This window comes from Streptomyces bottropensis ATCC 25435 (genome assembly GCF_000383595.1).
Lineage (GTDB): Bacteria > Actinomycetota > Actinomycetes > Streptomycetales > Streptomycetaceae > Streptomyces > Streptomyces bottropensis.
In genome coordinates, this window is sequence record NZ_KB911581.1 from 7865260 (window position 1) to 7882502 (window position 17243).

General features: G+C 71.1%; 13 protein-coding genes. 5 read left to right on the forward strand and 8 right to left on the reverse strand.

Translation table 11 applies throughout. The annotated features are described in order from the left end of the window. Positions 1 to 77: 77 nt before the first annotated feature. From STRBO_RS0134865 to STRBO_RS0134900, 8 genes are all read right to left on the reverse strand, one after another. Positions 78 to 668: a CGNR zinc finger domain-containing protein gene (locus STRBO_RS0134865; RefSeq protein ID WP_005486803.1), complete on the reverse strand. Its 591-nt coding sequence runs from the start codon at positions 666 to 668 to the stop codon at positions 78 to 80. Between the two features lie 171 nt (positions 669 to 839). Further along, entirely contained in the window at positions 840 to 1994 is a 1155-nt protein-coding gene (locus STRBO_RS0134870; RefSeq protein ID WP_028797018.1) for a uroporphyrinogen-III synthase, read from the reverse strand. Positions 1995 to 2212: 218 nt separating this feature from the next. Further along, positions 2213 to 3595 carry a nitrate/nitrite transporter gene (locus STRBO_RS0134875; protein ID WP_005486805.1) on the reverse strand — a complete coding sequence of 461 codons (1383 nt, stop codon included), beginning with the start codon at positions 3593 to 3595 and terminating at the stop codon, positions 2213 to 2215. A 370-nt stretch (positions 3596 to 3965) separates the two neighbouring features. Continuing rightward, on the reverse strand, positions 3966 to 4430 hold the full coding sequence (locus STRBO_RS0134880; protein WP_005486807.1) for a helix-turn-helix transcriptional regulator: 465 nt from the start codon (positions 4428 to 4430) through the stop codon (positions 3966 to 3968). 181 nt (positions 4431 to 4611) lie between these two features. Continuing rightward, a complete protein-coding gene (locus tag STRBO_RS0134885; protein ID WP_005486808.1) occupies positions 4612 to 5433 on the reverse strand; it encodes a hypothetical protein in 822 nt (273 codons plus the stop codon). Between the two features lie 164 nt (positions 5434 to 5597). Beyond that, a complete protein-coding gene (locus STRBO_RS0134890; protein ID WP_005486809.1) occupies positions 5598 to 6779 on the reverse strand; it encodes an acyltransferase family protein in 1182 nt (393 codons plus the stop codon). Next, positions 6776 to 9160, reverse strand: a complete 2385-nt coding sequence (locus tag STRBO_RS0134895) for a bifunctional polysaccharide deacetylase/glycosyltransferase family 2 protein (RefSeq protein WP_005486810.1) — start codon at positions 9158 to 9160, stop codon at positions 6776 to 6778. Before STRBO_RS0134895 ends, STRBO_RS0134890 begins: the two co-directional genes overlap by 4 nt. Continuing rightward, the gene (locus tag STRBO_RS0134900; protein WP_005486811.1) at positions 9160 to 10218 is read right to left on the reverse strand and encodes a hypothetical protein; all 1059 of its coding nucleotides are present in this window, start codon (positions 10216 to 10218) and stop codon (positions 9160 to 9162) included. Before STRBO_RS0134900 ends, STRBO_RS0134895 begins: the two co-directional genes overlap by 1 nt. Positions 10219 to 10757: 539 nt before the next feature. On the opposite strand from STRBO_RS0134900, the gene STRBO_RS0134905 reads away from it, so the two are divergent. The 5 genes from STRBO_RS0134905 to STRBO_RS0134925 all read left to right on the forward strand — a co-directional run bounded on the left by STRBO_RS0134905 (position 10758) and on the right by STRBO_RS0134925 (position 17225). After that, positions 10758 to 12053 (forward strand): ABC transporter substrate-binding protein, encoded by a 1296-nt coding sequence (locus STRBO_RS0134905; RefSeq protein ID WP_005486812.1) that lies wholly within the window; start codon positions 10758 to 10760, stop codon positions 12051 to 12053. Further along, positions 12050 to 13021, forward strand: coding sequence for a carbohydrate ABC transporter permease (locus STRBO_RS0134910; protein ID WP_005486817.1), 972 nt, complete (start codon positions 12050 to 12052; stop codon positions 13019 to 13021). The genes STRBO_RS0134905 and STRBO_RS0134910 overlap by 4 nt, the downstream gene beginning before the upstream one ends. Positions 13022 to 13143: 122 nt before the next feature. Continuing rightward, entirely contained in the window at positions 13144 to 13908 is a 765-nt protein-coding gene (locus STRBO_RS0134915; protein ID WP_051085405.1) for a carbohydrate ABC transporter permease, read from the forward strand. 24 nt (positions 13909 to 13932) lie between these two features. After that, entirely contained in the window at positions 13933 to 16215 is a 2283-nt protein-coding gene (gene yicI / locus STRBO_RS0134920; RefSeq protein ID WP_005486819.1) for an alpha-xylosidase, read from the forward strand. Beyond that, positions 16212 to 17225, forward strand: coding sequence for a LacI family DNA-binding transcriptional regulator (locus tag STRBO_RS0134925; protein ID WP_005486820.1), 1014 nt, complete (start codon positions 16212 to 16214; stop codon positions 17223 to 17225). Before yicI ends, STRBO_RS0134925 begins: the two co-directional genes overlap by 4 nt. The last annotated feature ends 18 nt before the right edge of the window (positions 17226 to 17243 follow it).

Sequence of the window (17243 nt, forward strand, 5' to 3'; positions counted from 1 at the left end):
ACTGCTGCTTCTTTACGCCGACCTGATGTTTGCCCAACTGTCGGGAGGGGTAACGCGGCTGGGCATTTCTGCCCCGACTAGGCGCGGGCCAGGGCCGCTCGGCGGCGGTGGCGGGCCACGCGCTCGCGATTGCCGCAGATCTCGCTGGAGCACCAGCGGCGGCGCCGGCCGCGGGAGGTGTCGACGTACACGATGGGGCAGTTGTCGTCCGCGCAGCGGCGCAGGGCGGCGCGGGCCACCGGGTCGGTGAGCAGTTCCACGGTGTCGCGGGCGATCAGGGCGAGCAGGGCGGCGCGGTCGGGAGTGTGGTCCAGGGCGCGGGTGAGGGTGCCGTCGTCCGTGCGGACGGCCCGGGGGGCCGGGACGGGTGCGCACGCCAGGTCGTTGACCCTCGCCAGGGACAAATCGAAGGGGCGGGGGTCGGGAGCGGGGGCGGGGGCAGGGTCGGGATCGTCCCGGACCAACTGTCCGATGTGTCCGCGTAGTTCTCTGAAGTCCACCAGCCAGTGCGGGGTGATGTGGGTCAGGGGGGTGTCGTCGGGGACCAGGCGGGCGGCGGTGATCCAGGTGCGCAGGCCGTCCGGGGAGTCGAGTTGTTCCTCGGGGTGCGTGGTGGCGAGGAAGTCCAGGCAGAGGTGGCCGCAGTCGAAGCGGGGGGTTTGTTCCATGGGGCTGTCACCGCCGTGGGTTGCCGGCCGGCAGGGGTGCGCTGGGGAGGTGCGTACCCCTTACAGTGCCTGGGCTCACTCCGTGCGGGAAGCCTCCGGGGTGCGGGGGATTCCGGTCGCCCCCGCCGCCCTCACCCATCCCGCCATCCCGTCCCCAGGGGCGCGGGCCCCTTACGCGTCGTACTTCGTGTCCGCCGCCGGGTCCAGGGCCAGGCGGTAGCCGCGTTTGACCACCGTCTGGATGAGTTTGGGGGTGCCCAGGGCTGTGCGGAGGCGGGCCATGGCTGTTTCTACGGCGTGTTCGTCGCGGCCCGCGCCGGGGAGTGCCTTGAGGAGGTCCGAGCGGGGGACGACCCAGCCCGGCCTGCGGCACAGCGCCCGCAGCAGGGACATCCCGGCCGGGGGGACGGGACGGAGGTCGCCGTCGACGAGGACGGCGTGGCCGCGGATCTCCACACGGTGGCCGGCGATGGGCAGGGTGCGGGCGCGGCCGGGGAGTTCCTGGCACAGGAGCTGGACGAGGGGGCCGAGACGGAAGCGCTCGGGCTGGACCGTGTCCACGCCGTGGGCCTGGAGGGGCAGGGCCGTCACCGGACCCACGCAGGCGGGGAGGACGTCGTGGTTGAGAGCGTTGAGCAACTCCGGGAGCAGGCCCCGGTCTTCGGCGCGGGAGAGCAGGGACGCCGCCGCCGGGGCGCTGGTGAAGGTGAGGGCGTCGACGCCGCGGCCGATCGCCGAGTCGAGGAGGCGGTCCACGGGGGTGATGTCCTCGGGGGGCATCCAGCGGTAGACGGGGACGCCCACGACCTCGGCCCCGGCGGCACGCAGGGACTCCACGAAGCCGGGCAGCGGCTCGCCGTGCAGCTGGATGGCGAGACGGCGGCCCTCGACGCCCTGCTCCAGCAGCCGGTCGAGCACTTCGGCCATGGACTCGGAGGAGGGGGACCACTCCTCAGTGAGACCGGCGGCCCGGATCGCGCCCTTCACCTTCGGTCCGCGCGCCAGGACCTCGACTCCCCGCAGGCGGTCGAGGAGCGCCTCGCCGAGGCCCCAGCCGTCCGCCGCCTCGATCCAGCCGCGGAAGCCGATGGCGGTCGTCGCCACCACGATGTCGGGTGCCTGGTCGATCAGACCCTTGGTCGCGGCGAGCAGTTCGCTGTCGTCGGCGAGCGGCACGATGCGCAGGGCGGGCGCGTGCAGGACCGCGGCGCCGCGGCGCTGGAGGAGTGCTCCGAGTTCGTCGGCGCGGCGGGCGGCCGTGACCCCCACGGTGAAGCCCGCGAGCGGCCCGTGTTCCGGCTGCGCTGTTCGATCCACTCGATCCATCAGAACCGTCCTGTCTGGTCGATCGGCTCGATCTGATCGCTCGGGTCGCTGCTGTTCGTCGTACATGGCTCTCGTCCCGCAGTCGAATCGTTGCCCTCAGTACGGTGGCACGGGCTGGTGCGCCCCCATGCCGAACGAGCCTGTCAACGGCGCGTGACAGGCTCGGTTCGGGTTGATGTCGCTGGTGTTACGTCGCACGTGTCACGGCATGGGCGATGTCACACCTCGGCGTAGCTGAGCTGCGGCTTCGCCTCCGTCGTCGTCGCCTCCGCAGAGGTGTTCGAGGCCGGGCGGCGAAGGTATACGGCCCAGGTCACCAGGAAGCAGAGGCCGTAGAAGGCGAGGAAGGCGAGGAAGGCGCCGGTGCCGGAGCCCACGGAGAGGAAGGACTGGCGGAAGGCCAGGTTGATGCCGAGGCCGCCGAGGGCGCCCACCGCGCCGATGATGCCCATGGATGCGCCGGAGAGGCGACGTCCGTAGGCCGCGGCCTCCTCGCCCTGAAGCCCCTTGGCGAGGGCCTTGGCCTGGAAGATGCCCGGGATCATCTTGAAGGTGGAGCCGTTGCCGAGTCCGGTGAGGACGAACAGCACGATGAACGCGGTGGTGAACAGCGGCAGCGACTTCTGCATGGAGGCGATGACGATGATCCCGGTGGCGGCGGCCATGCCGACGTAGTTCCACAGGGTGATCTTGGCGCCGCCGTACTTGTCGGCGAGCGCGCCGCCGAGGGGCCGGATCAGCGAGCCGAGCAGGGGGCCGATGAAGGTGACGTAGGCGGACTCCAGGGGTGTACGGCCGAACTGGGTCTGCAGGACGAGGCCGAAGGCGAAGCTGTAGCCGATGAAGGAGCCGAAGGTGCCGATGTAGAGGAAGGACATGATCCAGGTGTGGGCCTCCTTCACGGAGTCCTTCGCGGCACCGGTGTCGTTCTTCACGGACGCGATGTTGTCCATGTAGACGGCGGCGAGGACCGCGGCGATGACGATGAAGGGGATGTAGATCCCGAGCAGCACGCGGGGACCGCCGGAGGCGCCGATGACGGCGAGGCCGATGAGCTGCACGACCGGGACACCGATGTTGCCGCCGCCCGCGTTGAGACCGAGCGCCCAGCCCTTCTTCCGCAGCGGGAAGAAGGCGTTGATGTTGGTCATGGAGGAGGCGAAGTTGCCGCCACCGATACCGGCGAGCATCGCGCAGACCAGGAACGTGTTGAACGAGGTCCCCGGCTCCATCACGACGAAGGCCGCGACGGTCGGGATGAGCAGCAGGCTCGCCGAGACGATCGTCCAGTTACGGCCGCCGAAGATCGCCACCGCGAAGGTGTACGGGATGCGGACGATGGCGCCGACCAGCGTGGCCATCGAGACGAGGAAGAACTTGTCGGCCGGGGTGAGCCCGTACTCGGGGCCCATGAACAGGACCATCACCGACCAGACGGTCCAGATGGAGAAACCGATGTGCTCCGAGAGCACCGAGAAAATGAGGTTGCGGCGGGCGACCTTCTCGCCGGTCTCGTTCCAGAAGGCCTCGTTCTCGGGATCCCAGTGCTCGATCCAGCGGCCTCCCCTGCTCGATGCGGGGGCAGTGCTCGGGGCTGTCATGACGCCTCCACGTTCTCCGGGCTCAGGTGTTGCGGTACGGGGATGAGGGGTGATGAGTCCCGAAGGTAGGGAGAGCGCGTTTCCTGTTCTGTGGCACCGGGTGACCGGAAGGGAACTTCGCTCTCACGGATGCGGGGACCGGCCGGTGAGGAATCGGTGAGCGGGGCGTCATACCCGGTGGTCATGCCGCCTCCGGCCAGGTCCTCACGCCAATGTACGGGCACCGGATGCCGTCGCTCAGCGTGGCGAGGACCACAGGCATCCGGACCGGGCACGCACGGAACCCGCCAACGGGACGATCGGCGCCGACGACCGGGCCGGGTCGGGTGCCGGTACAGCTGGGGCGGGTGCCGGTGCGGCTGGGGCGGGGTCAGGTGTCGGTGTGGCCGTCCGGGCCCGCCTCCAGAGCGGCCGGGGCGGCTGCCGTGCCGAGTCTGAGCTGTTCGGTGATCCGGACGAAGGCCGCCCGGAGGTGTTCCGGGATGCCGAGCGCGGTCGCCGCCTGCTCGGCGGAGAGCGTGGGGCCGCCGGGGGCCGTGTCGGTCCCGGGTGGCTCCGGCGCCTGCGGCAGGTCCTGCTCGGTGAGCTTGCCCGAGCGGATCAGGACGTCGCGGACCGGGATGCCGAGCGCGCGGGACAGGCCCCGCATCGTCTCCAGATCCGGCATGCTCCGGCGCTGCAGCAGCCGGGTGATGGCCGCCCGGTGCACCCCCGCGTCCTCGGCGAGCTTGGTCCTGCCGCCGCCGCGCGGGCTGTCGAGGTCGTACCCACGGGCCCGCATCACGCCTTCGATCCAGGCCGCGAACCCGTCGATGTGCTCGGCATCGCTCCTCATGTGTGAACGCTCCCCGTCTCTCCTTTCTCCTCAGTCGCCGCCGCCCGGCTCCGGGTTGCCGCCGGTCCGCCATGACCTCGGCTCTCGCTGCCCGGACGCCCGACGGGAGGTGGCCGCCCCGGAGTCGGAGCGGCCACGCGTCTCGGCGGGGACGACAGGCCCTCGCCCGTCGGGTGAACGGTCAGCCCGACGCCTCGCCCACATAGCTGAGCGTGTCCGTGCCGCCGGCCTCCCAGGTGATGACCACGTCGTCGCCGGAGCGGCGGATCGTGGCGAAGGTGACGTCGTCCTCGCTGGCGTCCTTCGAGGCCATGGGGGTGAGGGCCATGCGGAAGTTGTTGTCGTCGCGGTACTTGCCGACGCCGGTCATGATGCCCTTGCCGCCGACCATGTCGATGTAGGACAGCGGGTGCTGGCCCTTGGCCTCCCCGGCGGTCTGCTCGGCGCCGATCGTCAGGGTGCGGGCCTCGTCGTCCTGCCACTGGCCCTCCACGCCCTTGGCCGGCGCGGTGGTCGAACCCCCGTCGTCCAGGCCGCCGTCGGGCGTGTCGGTGGCCTCCTCCGTGGCCTCGTCGGTGGCCTCCTCCGTCTCGGCCGGGCTCTCGGACTCGGTGGCCACGGCCGACGCGCTCCGCCCGGGCCTGGCCGTGTCGGTGTCGTCCCCGTCGCTGGTGAGGAGGAAGATGCCGCCGCCGATCACCGCGAGCGCCGCCACGGCCGCCACGATGATCAGCGCGATCTTGCCGCCACCACCGGAGGGCGGGGGCGGCGGCGGGTAACCGCCGTACTGCGGGCCGTAGTTGGGTGCTCCAGGCGCCCCCGGCCCGCCCGGCGCGCCGTACGGCTGCTGTCCGCCGCCCCCGTACGGCTGCTGCGGAGCCGTCGCGTACGGGTTCGGCGGCTGGCCGGGGGCCTGGCCCGGGGACCCGTAGGGTCCCGGGTACGGCTGCTGCGGCGGCTGGGAGCCGTACCCGTCGTACGGCGGGCCGGGAGGCTGAGTCATCGGCGGGTGTCACTCCTTGAGTCGCTTCGGCGAGGCACGAAGTGCGCGGAACACCTGCCTCCAGCGAGCCCAACATCCACCACCCGCTCAGTCGCACGCAAGTGCGTATCCCGGTTGGTTACCGGGTCAATACATGACCGAGCACACGTAACCGGCCGCCCGGGTCAGGACCTGCCCCGGGCCCTCCCGGCATCCCCACGCCTCGGCCACAACCGCGGCCTGCGCCGGGCCGCCAGATCCTCCGCCCAGCCGAAGGCGACGACACAGGCGACGACCAGCAGCCAGGTGAGGGCCAGCACGGGCCAGACGCTCTCCAGCAGCCACGGGGCGTGTTGTTCGAGGAAGACCACGTCCCACAGCCGGTCCCACTGGGTCGCGGCGATCACGATGCAGGTGGTGTGCCAGAGATAGATCGTCACCGCGCGGGAGTTGAGGAAGCCGATCACCCCGTCCCAGCGGCGCAGCCGGGGCGGCCACTGCGACCACGACGGGCTCAGATGCAGCAGCAGCGCCACCGCGGCGACGGACCACAGGGACTGGGCGAACGGCATGTCGTCCAGGTCGTGGCCCTGGCCGTAGTCGTGGCGCAGGGCGTACCAGAGGCCGAAGAGGGCGACAGCCGGGGCCACGGACGGCACGACGTACCTCGGCAGGCGCTTGAGGATGCCCTCCTGGTGGGCCATGCCGAGGATCCAGCAGGCACCGAAGGTGGCGAAGTCCGTGAAGCCCGCGGCGAGCCGCTCGCCGGGGACGGCCAGCCAGCCCAGCTCGAACACCGCCGCCAGGGCGAGCGGCGCGAGGACCGTCACCACCGGCGTCTTGCGCAGCGCGCGCAGCAGCACCGGGGAGAGCACGACGTACCAGATGTAGGTGCGCACGTACCAGAGGGGTCCGGCCAGTTCCACGGCCCAGTCCGCGCCGATGAAGCCGTGCACCCCGGGCAGGCCGTCGGCGTACGGCGGCTCGCTGACCGGGAGGATCCAGAACGCGAGGTGGAACCACCACCAGAGGGGATGCCAGTACGGATCCGGCGCCCAGCCCTGGGCCACCATCCCCGTCACGCCGACGACGCCCAGCAGCCACACCGGGGGCAGCAGACGGCGCAGCCGGCCTCTGACGACACCCAGCGCCGGCCGCTTCAGCGAGCGCGCCATGAGGTTGCCGGCGAGCGCGAACATCACGCCCATGGAGGGGAAGACGAGCGGCAGCCAGCTCCAGCCGGCCAGGTGGTAGAGCACCACCCGGAAGATGGCCAGGGCCCGCAGCAGGTCGAAGTAGCGGTCCCGGCCGGAGACGGCCAAGGCGGCCGGGGTCTGCGGTGCGGAGTCCTGGGTGAGGGTGCTCATCCGACCGGCCTCCGCTCTCCCGACTGCTGCTGCGGCACGGCGGCCGCCTGTTCCTGCGGCGCGCCGGGCAGCCCCACGGCCCCCGTCCGCCGCAGCTTCTGCCAGCGCAGCCGGCCGCCGGTCAGTGCCGTGATCCACGACTGCAGCAGGACGACGTACATGAGCTGGCGGTAGAGGATCTGCTGGAGCGGGAGCGAGATCAGATGGGTCATGCGCTCCTTGTCGAGATGGAACGCCAGCGCCGCGCACACCACCTGGACGGCCAGGACGCCCAGCCAGGCACCGACCGTCTTCTCGGTCGGCCCGAAGACCAGCCCGTAGAGCAGGAAGACGTCGATGAGCGGGGCCAGCAGCGGGGCCACGACCATGAACAGCGACACCAGCGGCAGGCCCACGCGCCCGAAGCGGCCCGAGGGGCCCCGGTCGAAGAACGAGCCCCGGTGCTTCCAGATCGCCTGCATCGTGCCGTACGACCAGCGGTAGCGCTGCGACCACAGCTGCTGGACGGATTCCGGGGCCTCGGTCCAGGCGCGCGCGTTCTCGGCGTAGACGACGTGCCAGCCGTCGCGGTGCATGGCCATGGTGATGTCGGTGTCCTCGGCGAGGGTGTCCTCGCTCATGCCGCCGACGCGTTCGAGGGCCTCGCGCCGGAACGCCCCCACCGCGCCGGGGATCGTCGGCATGCAGCGCAGGACGTCGTACATCCGGCGGTCGAGGTTGAAGCCCATCACGTACTCGATGTGCTGCCAGGCGCCGATCATGGTGTCGCGATTGCCCACCTTGGCGTTGCCGGCGACCGCGCCGACCCGGGGGTCGGCGAACGGCTGGACCAGCTCGCGGACGGTGGACGGTTCGAAGACCGTGTCGCCGTCCATCATGACGATGATCTCGTGGCGGGCGTTGGCGATGCCCCGGTTGAGGGCGGCCGGCTTGCCCGCGTTGAGCTGGCGTACGACACGGACGCCCGACAGGTCCTGGCCCAGCTCCTCCACGATGCGGGCCGTGCCGTCGCTGGAGCCGTCGTCGATGACGAGCACCTCGATGGGGTGGTCGCTCGCCACCAGCGAACGGACCGTCATCTCGATGCACTTGGCCTCGTTGTACGCCGGGACGAGCACCGACACCGGTTCCGTGACGGGCCCGTCCGTGCCCCAGACGAAGCCACGGCGCCTGACCTTGCGGGCGTGCGCGATCGACAGGATCAGCATCAGGCCGAAGCGGGCGAGGACGAGGACGCCGACGACCGCGAGGGCGACCACGAGGACGCTCGTCGTCTTCTCCGACACCTGCACCAGCGTCACCCACACCTTGCCCTTCACCAGGCCGAGGCCGGTGACCGGGGTGTGCGCGCTGGGCGCCTGGAGGGCACCGGTGAGGGTGTCGAACGTGTAGCCGTCGGCCTGGAGTTCGCCGATGTACCGGTCCAGCGCGGCGACGGTCTGCGAGCGGTCGCCGCCGGCGTCGTGCATCAGCACGATGTGCCCGTCACCGCGGCGCTCGGGCGTGGCCCGGCGGATGATCTCGTCGACGCCGGGGCGGGCCCAGTCCTGGCTGTCGGTGTCGCTGACGACGGTGATGTAGCCGCGGCTGCCGATGTACTCCGTGACCGGCCACGTCCGGTTGTCCATCCGGTCCGAGAACGAGGAGTACGGCGGCCGGAACAGGGAGGTACGGATGCCCGCCGCGCCCGCGAGCGCGAGCTGGTTCTGGGACAGCTCCCAGTCGATGCGGTCCTTGCTCTGGAGCGAGAGGTCCGGGTGGTTGAAGGTGTGCAGGCCGATCTCGTGGCCCTCGTCGACCATCCGCTGGACCAGGTCCGGATAGCGCGAGGCCATCGTGCCGGTGATGAAGAAGACGGCCTTGGCGTCGTGCTTCTTCAGCATGTCGAGGACCTTGGGGGTCCACGTGGGGTCGGGCCCGTCGTCGAACGTCAGGACCAGTTCGTGATCGGGGATGTCCAGGCTGATCCGGCGGCCCGAGCGGGTGTCGATCACGGGCCCGCCCTTGAGTATCTTCTTCGGCACCCGGTCGTTCGCCACCGGCGCCCCGACCCGGTGGTCCGCGAGGATCTCGCTGTGCACGTATCCGCGCAGCATCAGCATGGCCATCAGGGCGAGGAGCAGCACGCAGGGCAGCAGATAGCGCAGCGGCACGCGGCGTCCGGAACGCTTGCGCACCCGCTTGCGCGGGCTCTTGCCGGTGCTCTCGCCCGAACTCGGGCTCGGGCTGGGGCTGGGGCTCGGTCCTTCGGCCGTGTTGCCTGCCGGGTCGTCGGCCGTGCCGCCCTCGGGGACTTCGGGGACCTGCGGTGCTCGCGGTGTGCGGGTACGGCGTGGGGCGGCGGCACGCGAAGGCGTGCCGCCGCGCTTGGAGCGGGTCATCAGGCGGGGCTCTCCGGGTTCTGCGGGTCCTGCGGGCCCGACGGCTCCTGCGGACTCTGCGAGTCCTGCGGCGTCGACGGGGCGGGCTCGACGGGCGCCGGGGACGCCGGTCCGTCGGCGACGGTGTCCGTGCCGGGGCCCGGGCCCGGGCCCGGGTCGGGTGAGCCGGTCTCGGAGGGCGAGGGCGAGGGCGCGGGCGACTCCGCGGGACTGGGGTCCACCTTCGGCGGCTCGGGCGCGGGGGCGGTCGGCTCGGGGTCCTTCGCGCCGCCGCTCGGCTGCGGCTTCGGCGTCGCCTTGGCGCTGGGTCCGGCCGACGGCTCGGCGCTGGCGGACTTCTCCGGCTGCTTCGCCTTGCCGGACGAACCGGCCGGGGACTTGGCGCCGGGCGAGGACGTCGCTCCCGTACGGCCCCTGCCCTGGCCCGCGTCCGGTACGAAGCCCTCCGCCTCGTCGGACCGGTCGTCCGACTCGGCGGGCAGCGGGGGCGTGTCCACCTTGCCCGCCGGTTTGTCGTCCTTCTGCATCGGCACCGGCAGCCAGGGCGCGTCGGAGTTGCCCGACACGAGGGTGCCGACGATGACCACGGCGTACGCGGCGCAGGCGGTGCCGACGGCGATGCCGAGGCGCCGGTAGAGGTTCCGGCGGCGGCCCGATTCGTCCACGAAGACCGGGCCGTCGGAGTCCTGAGCGGCTTCCGAGGCGTCCCCGTCCTTGCCGGCGTGCCTGCCCTGGCCCTCGTCCACTTCGCGCCCCACACCGTCGAGTTGCACGGTCACCTCGTGCGGATCGTGATTACGGCCCGGCTGGTCGGGCTGTTCCCAGGGCGCCGGGACGACACCCGACAGGGCCCCGGGCGCCGCGGAGGCGGTCGGCTGCCGGGGCACTCCGCTCGCTCGGGCCGGCCCGCTCCGGGAGACGGCTCCCGTTCTGCCGGTGGCCTCGGGCCAGACCACCTCGCCGCCGGAGCCACTACCACCACGGCCTGGACCGAGGCCTTCACCTTCGCCGTCGGTCCGCTTCGGCTGAATGCCGTTGGGCCAGTTGTCGACGTGCACGCACTTCCCCCCACGGGATCGTTCCGGGCGCGTGTTCGATGCCGGGCTGTCGCACTTTCCTGTACCGGACCGGACCCCCACCCGATCCGGGGCGCCCCGCCCATCACACGCACCCTGGCCAACGAATGTATGGGTGGGAAAGATGTGCACGTGTGTGCTGTCAGGTGAAGGTCATCATGATGAGTGCATCTGTGGGCGAAATCCCCCCGTCCTCCAGATCTGCCAGCCATAATCCCGCCCCCACCGCGCCACGGTCCCCATCACCCGGCCATCGCCTCCGGCCCCGACCCACCGCATGCCACGAGCGGGCACGCCGCCGCGCCCCGGCGAAGGTCCAGCTCACCGCGCCGCCCCAGCGGCGGGAACCCGACCCCCTCACCCCCCCCGCGGCACCCCCCACCCCCGGAGACGGATCCCGTGCGCCCCATTGACGCATCCCCGGCCCGCCCCTACCTTCCGTCGAAGCGCTTCGACTTTATTCATCGAAGCGATTCGACGACACCTTTCGACGATCCATCCGACTCCCCCGGAGGCGCAGGATGTTGACGGCACGAAGGCGTACGGCGGCGGCCGCGGTGGCACTCGGTGGAGCGCTGCTCCTGGTCTCCTGCGGCGGTTCGGACAGCGGCGGCGGTGGCGACGGGCGGACCCTCCGCCTCTGGCACTACGAAGGCCCGGACAGCGCGATGGGCGTGGCCTGGAACGCGGCGATCAAGGAGTTCGAGAGGACCCATCCGGGCGTCGAGGTCGAGTTCGAGGAGAAGGGGTTCGAACAGATCCGGAAGACCGCCCCCATGGTCCTCAACTCCTCCGACGCGCCCGACCTCATGGAGTACAACAAGGGCAACGCGACCGCCGGTCTCCTCTCCAAGCAGGGCCTCCTCACCGACCTCACCCCGCAGGTCGGCGAGCGTGGCTGGGACAAGAAGCTCAGCGCGGGTGTCCGTACCACCAGCCGCTACGACGCCGACGGCGTCATGGGATCCGGCGCCTGGTACGGCGTACCGAACTACGCCGAGTACACGATGGTCTTCTACAACAAGGACCTCTTCGCCGAGCACGGCATCGAGGAACCCACCACGCTCGCCGAACTCACCGCCGCCATGGACGAGTTCGTGAAGGCGGGCATCACCCCGCTCGCCAACGCCGGCGCCGAGTACATGGCGCAGCAGTACCTGTACCAGCTGGCGCTGAGCAGGGCCGACCGTGCCTGGGTGGACTCCTACGAGCTGTACGAGGGCGAGACCGACTTCCACGACGCCGCCTGGACGTACGGGGCGGAGACCTTCGCGGACTGGGTGGAGAAGGGATACATCGGCGAGAAGTCGACCGGGGCGAAGTCCGAGGACGCGGGAGTCTCCTTCATCCAGGGCAAGGCGCCGATCCTGTTCTCGGGGAGCTGGTGGTACGGCCGGTTCCAGGCCGAGAACACCTTCGACTGGGGCACCTTCCTGTGGCCCGACACGAACCTCACACTCGGCTCCGGCGGCAACCTCTGGGTCGTCCCCAAGGGCGCGAAGAACAAGGAACTCGCCTACGACTTCATCGACATCACTCTGTCGGAGAAGATCCAGAACCTGCTCGGCGACAAGGGCGGTGTCCCGGTGGCCGCGGACCCCGGCGCCATCACCGATTCCCGGGCGAAGAAGCTGATCGCCGACTTCAACACCCTCTCCGAGAAGGACGGCCTGGCCTTCTACCCGGACTGGCCCGTGCCCGGTTTCTACGACGTCCTCGTCTCCGAGACCCAGAAGCTGATCACCGGCGACGCCGGTCCGGACGCCTACCTGGACGCGATCGGGAAGGCGTACGAGAAGGACGTACCGAAGCGATGACGGTGACCGTGGAGCGGGGGCGGGCGGTCGCGAAGGAGGGGCGGGGCGGCGGCGCCCGCCGGCCCCGCGCCGGCCGTGACTCCTACGCGCTGTTCCTCCTGCCCGGCGCCCTCGCCTTCCTCGCGGTCGTCGTCGTGCCGTTCCTGATGAACACGGGGGTGAGCTTCACCGACTGGCAGGGGGTCGGCGGCCCGCAATGGTCGGGGCTCGCCAACTACCGGGAGCTGCTGGACGACTCCGCGTTCTGGGCGTCGTTCCGGCACAGCCTGTTCATGGTGGTGGCGATGGCCGCCGTGCCGACCGCGCTCGGGCTGGTCCTGGCCGCCGCCCTGTTCGACTTCGTCGGCAAGCACTTCGGCAGCCGGGTCACCGCCGTGCTGCGGGCCTGCTTCTACCTGCCCCAGGTGCTGCCGATCGCGGTGGCGGGCATCGTCTGGAGCTGGATCCTCGCCCCCGAGAGCGGTTCCCTGAACGAGCTGCTGAAGGCGGCGGGGCTCGGCGGATGGCAGCAGGACTGGCTCGGCGACCCCGACCTCGCCCTCTACACGGTCATGGCCGTGATGGTCTGGGTGCAGCTCGGCTTCCCGCTGGTCGTCTTCATGGCCGGGCTGCAGCGCGTCGACCCGGCGCTGTACGAGGCCGCCGAGCTGGACGGCGCCGGCTGGTGGCGCCGCTTCCGGCACATCACCCTGCCGCAGATCCGGCCCGAGATCCATGTGGTCCTGCTGTGGTGCACGATCGCCGCGCTGAAGGTGTTCGGCGCGGTGTACGTCCTGACGAAGGGCGGCCCGGGCGGCGCCACGGACGTGCCGTCCTACTTCTCCTTCACCACGTTCTTCGAGAAGACCCAGGTCGGCTACGGCGCCGCGATCTCCACCGTCCTGACCGTGATCGTCCTGGCCCTGGCCCTGGTCGGCCTGAGGCTCCAGACCCGAGCCGAGGACGCCGAGGAGGGAGTCCGCCCATGACCGGCATGACCGGAGGGATCACGCGTGCGAGCAAAGCGCCGCGTACGCGCGCAGGCACACCGCGCGTGACCGCCGTCCGCCGCTACCCGGTCCTCGTGGCCCTCTGCGTCGCCGCCCTCTTCATGGTCGTCCCGTTCCTGATCGTGGCCGTGAACGCGGTGAAGTCCCCGGCGGAGTACTCGCGCGGCGGCCCGCTCAGCCTCCCCGACGGCCTCTACCTCGACGGGCTGAAGGACTTCTGGCAGCGGGTCGACTACAGCCGGAAGCTGTTCAACTCGGTGCTGATCAGCGGCTCGGTGGCGGTCCTGGCCGTCGTCCTGTCCGTGCTCAACGCGTACGCGATCGGCATCGGCCGGGTCCGGGGCCGCACCTGGATCCTCGCCTTCTTCGTGCTGGCGAACATGCTGCCGCAGGAGGCGCTGGTCTACCCGGTGTACTTCCTCGCCAAGGAGGCCGGCCTCTACGACACGCGGCTGAGCGTGGTCATCGTCTTCACCGTGATCCAGGCGGCCTTCGGCACCTACCTCCTCTCGTCGGTCCTCGGGCGGTTCCCCCGCGAGATCGTCGAGGCGGCCCGGATCGACGGCGCGAGCACGTGGCAGATCCTGTGGCGGATCGTCGTCCCCGTCAGCCGGCCCACCCTCGGCGTGCTCCTGGTCTTCTTCTTCATCTGGACCTGGAACGAGTTCCTGCTGCCCCTGGTGATGCTGATCTCCAACGACAACCAGACCGTCTCGGTGGCCCTCGGCGTCCTCCAGGGCCAGCGCCTGATGGACGCCACGATGACCAACGCGGCGGCCCTGCTCGGCCTGCTCCCCGCTCTCGTGTTCTTCCTCCTCTTCCAGCGCACGCTCACCCGCGGCATCGCGGTCGGAGCCGTGAAGTAGGCCCCGGAAAGGAACCCCCCACCCATGAAGTTCACCGACGGCTACTGGCTGCTCCGCGAGGGCGTCACCGCGGCCCATCCGGTCGAGGTCCTCGACGTCACCGCCACGGACGGCACCCTGCGCGTCCACGCCCCCACCCAGCCCGTCCGCCACCGCGGCGACCTGCTGAAGGGACCGGTCGTGACGATCGACGCGCACGCCCCGATGCCCGACGTCATCGGCGTCACCTTCACCCACTTCGAGGGCGAACGGCCACGCGGCCCGCGCTTCGAGCTGACGACCGAGGAGTTCACCCCGCACACCTCCTACGACGACGAGCACGCCACCCTCACGGCCGGAGAGCTGTCGGTCCGTGTGTCCCGCACCGGCCCCTGGCACATCGACTTCCTCGCCCACGGCCGCATCCTCACCACCAGCGGCCCCAAGTCGATGGGGATCATGCGGGAGGCGTCCGGCACCCACCACCTGCGCGAACAGCTCAATCTGGGCGTCGGCACCTCGGTGTACGGCCTCGGTGAACGCTTCGGCCCGCTCGTCAAGAACGGCCAGGTCGTCGACGTCTGGAACGCCGACGGCGGCACGGCCACCGAACAGGCCTACAAGAACGTGCCGTTCTATCTGACCGACGCGGGCTACGGCGTCTTCGTCGACCACCCCGGCAAGGTGTCGTTCGAGGTCGCCTCGGAGGTCGTGTCGCGGGTGCAGTTCAGCGCGGAGACCCAGCGGTTGACGTACTACGTCGTCTACGGCCCCACCCCGAAGGAGATCCTCCGCAAGTACACGGCCCTCACCGGCCGCCCGGCCCTGCCGCCCGACTGGTCCTTCGGCCTCTGGCTGTCGACCTCCTTCACCACCTCCTACGACGAGGAGACGGTGACCTCCTTCATCGAGGGCATGCGGGAGCGCCGGCTCCCCCTGTCCGTCTTCCACTTCGACTGCTTCTGGATGCGCGAGTTCCAGTGGTGCGACTTCGCGTGGGACCCCCGGGTCTTCCCGGACCCGGAGGGGATGCTGGCCCGCCTCAAACGACGCGGCCTGCGGATCAGCGTCTGGATCAACCCGTACATCGCCCAGCGCTCACCCCTCTTCGCGGAGGGCAAGGCCCTCGGCCACCTCCTGCGCCGCCCGGACGGCGACGTCTGGCAGTGGGACCTCTGGCAACCGGGCATGGCCCTCGTCGACTTCACCAGCCCGGCGGCCCGCGAGTGGTACGCGTCGAAGCTGGAGGCGCTCCTCGCCCAGGGCGTCGACTGCTTCAAGACCGACTTCGGCGAGCGGGTGCCCCTCGACGTGACCTGGTCCGACGGCTCGGACCCGGAGCGGATGCACAACTACTACACCTACCTCTACAACCGCACGGTCTTCGACGTCCTGCGCAAGCACCGGGGCGAGGGCGAGGCGGTGCTCTTCGCCCGGTCGGCGACCGTCGGCAGCCAGAGCTTCCCCGTGCACTGGGGCGGCGACTGCGAGTCGAGTTACGAGGCGATGGCCGAGTCGCTGCGCGGCGGGCTGTCCCTGGGGCTGTCGGGCTTCGGGTACTGGAGCCATGACATCGGCGGCTTCGAGGGCACGCCGACCCCCGCCCTCTTCAAGCGGTGGATCGCCTTCGGTCTGCTGTCCTCCCACAGCCGTCTGCACGGCTCGTCGTCGTACCGGGTCCCCTGGCTCTTCGACGAGGAATCGGTGGACGTCCTGCGCGAGTTCACCCGGTTGAAGCTCAGCCTGATGCCCTACCTCCACGCGGCCGCCCGCACCGCCCACACCGAGGGCGTCCCCATGATGCGCGCGATGGTGCTGGAGTTCCCCGACGATCCGGGCTGCGCCCATCTGGAGCGCCAGTACATGCTCGGCCCGGACCTTCTCGTGGCCCCCGTCTTCAGCGACGAGGGGGACGTCACGTACTACGTCCCCGAGGGCACCTGGACCCGCTTCCCGGCCGGCGGGACGGTCACCGGGCCCCGCTGGGTCCGGGAGCGGCACGACTTCACCAGCGTGCCCCTCCTGGTCCGGCCGGGCGCGGTGGTCCCGGTCGGCGCGGTGTCCGACCGCCCTGACTACGACCACGCCGACGGGGTCACACTGCGTGCGTACGGCCTCGCGCACGGGGCCCAGGTCACCGTGCGGGTGGGTGACGTGACCTTCACCGTCGTACGGGAGGGCCGGGTGCTGCGGGCGTCGTGCGACGACCCGAGGGCGAGCTGGGGGCTCGCGGCCGGGGGCCGTGAGGTCCGGGCGGAGGCCGGCACGGGCTTTGTGACGATGGACCTCGACGGGGAGTCGGACGCCGTGGGAACGGGGCCGGCGTGACGGTGAAGATCACGGACGTGGCCCGGCACGCGGGCGTCTCCCCCAGCACCGTCTCGTACGCGCTGAGCGGCAAGCGGCCGATCTCGGCGCGGACGCGGGCCCGGGTCGAGGCGTCCATCCGCGAGCTGGGCTACCGTCCGCACGCGGGCGCCCGGGCCCTGGCCAGCAGCAAGTCGAACGTGCTGGCGATGGTGGTGCCGTTACGGGCCGGGATCCATGTGCCGGTGGTCATGCGGTTCGCGGTCTCGGCCGTCACCGCGGCGCGCGCGCACGACCACGACGTGCTGCTGCTGACGCAGGAGGAGGGCGAGGAGGGTCTGCGGCGGGTCGCGGCCTCGGCCCTGGTGGACGCGCTGATCGTGATGGACGTCCGACTGCATGATCCCCGGCTGCCGCTGCTGCGTTCCCTGGACCGCCCGTCGGTGCTGGTCGGCTTCCCCGCCGATCCCGCCGGCCTGACCTGTATCGACCTGGACTTCAGGACGGCGGGCGAACTGTGCGTGGAGCACCTGGCCGGGCTGGGGCACCGCGTGGTGGCGCTGATCGGCTCCCCGCCCGAGGTCTACGTCCGTCAGACCTCCTTCGCCCAACGGGTCGTCCAGGGCTTCACCTCGGCCGCGACCCGCAACGGCATGTTGTCCACGGTCCGCCCCTGCGAGGCCACCCCGGCGGCCGCCCGGGCGGTGGCGGAGCGCCTCCTGCGCGAGCGGCCGGCGCTCACGGGTGTGGTCATCCACAACGAGGCGATCCTGGATCCCCTCGTCGACGCCTTCGAACATCTCGGGCTGCGTGTCCCGGCCGACCTCTCGGTCACCGCGCTCTGTCCGGACGACCTCGCGGCGACCCTCCGGGTCCCTCTCACCTCCATCGCCATCCCGGCGGCGGAGGTGGGCGAGCGGGCGGTCGGTCTCCTGATGAGCAAGCTGGCCGGCACCCCTGTGCCCGAGGCCACTCTCCTCTCGCCCCGCCTGACCGTCCGGGCGAGCACGGCCCGCCGGGTGTCGGAGTGAGGGTGTACCGGTTCACGA

Excerpts from the sequence above, each read along its gene's own strand:
- STRBO_RS0134915 (WP_051085405.1), top strand. The coding sequence starts at position 13,144 with ATGGTCGTCCCGTTCCTGATCGTGGCCGTGAACGCGGTGAAGTCCCCG.
- yicI (WP_005486819.1), top strand. The coding sequence starts at position 13,933 with ATGAAGTTCACCGACGGCTACTGGCTGCTCCGCGAGGGCGTCACCGCG.
- STRBO_RS0134885 (WP_005486808.1), bottom strand. The coding sequence starts at position 5,433 with ATGACTCAGCCTCCCGGCCCGCCGTACGACGGGTACGGCTCCCAGCCG.
- STRBO_RS0134875 (WP_005486805.1), bottom strand. The coding sequence starts at position 3,595 with ATGACAGCCCCGAGCACTGCCCCCGCATCGAGCAGGGGAGGCCGCTGG.
- STRBO_RS0134870 (WP_028797018.1), bottom strand. The coding sequence starts at position 1,994 with ATGGATCGAGTGGATCGAACAGCGCAGCCGGAACACGGGCCGCTCGCG.
- STRBO_RS0134865 (WP_005486803.1), bottom strand. The coding sequence starts at position 668 with ATGGAACAAACCCCCCGCTTCGACTGCGGCCACCTCTGCCTGGACTTC.
- STRBO_RS0134905 (WP_005486812.1), top strand. The coding sequence starts at position 10,758 with ATGTTGACGGCACGAAGGCGTACGGCGGCGGCCGCGGTGGCACTCGGT.
- STRBO_RS0134895 (WP_005486810.1), bottom strand. The coding sequence starts at position 9,160 with ATGACCCGCTCCAAGCGCGGCGGCACGCCTTCGCGTGCCGCCGCCCCA.
- STRBO_RS0134910 (WP_005486817.1), top strand. The coding sequence starts at position 12,050 with ATGACGGTGACCGTGGAGCGGGGGCGGGCGGTCGCGAAGGAGGGGCGG.
- STRBO_RS0134890 (WP_005486809.1), bottom strand. The coding sequence starts at position 6,779 with ATGAGCACCCTCACCCAGGACTCCGCACCGCAGACCCCGGCCGCCTTG.
- STRBO_RS0134880 (WP_005486807.1), bottom strand. The coding sequence starts at position 4,430 with ATGAGGAGCGATGCCGAGCACATCGACGGGTTCGCGGCCTGGATCGAA.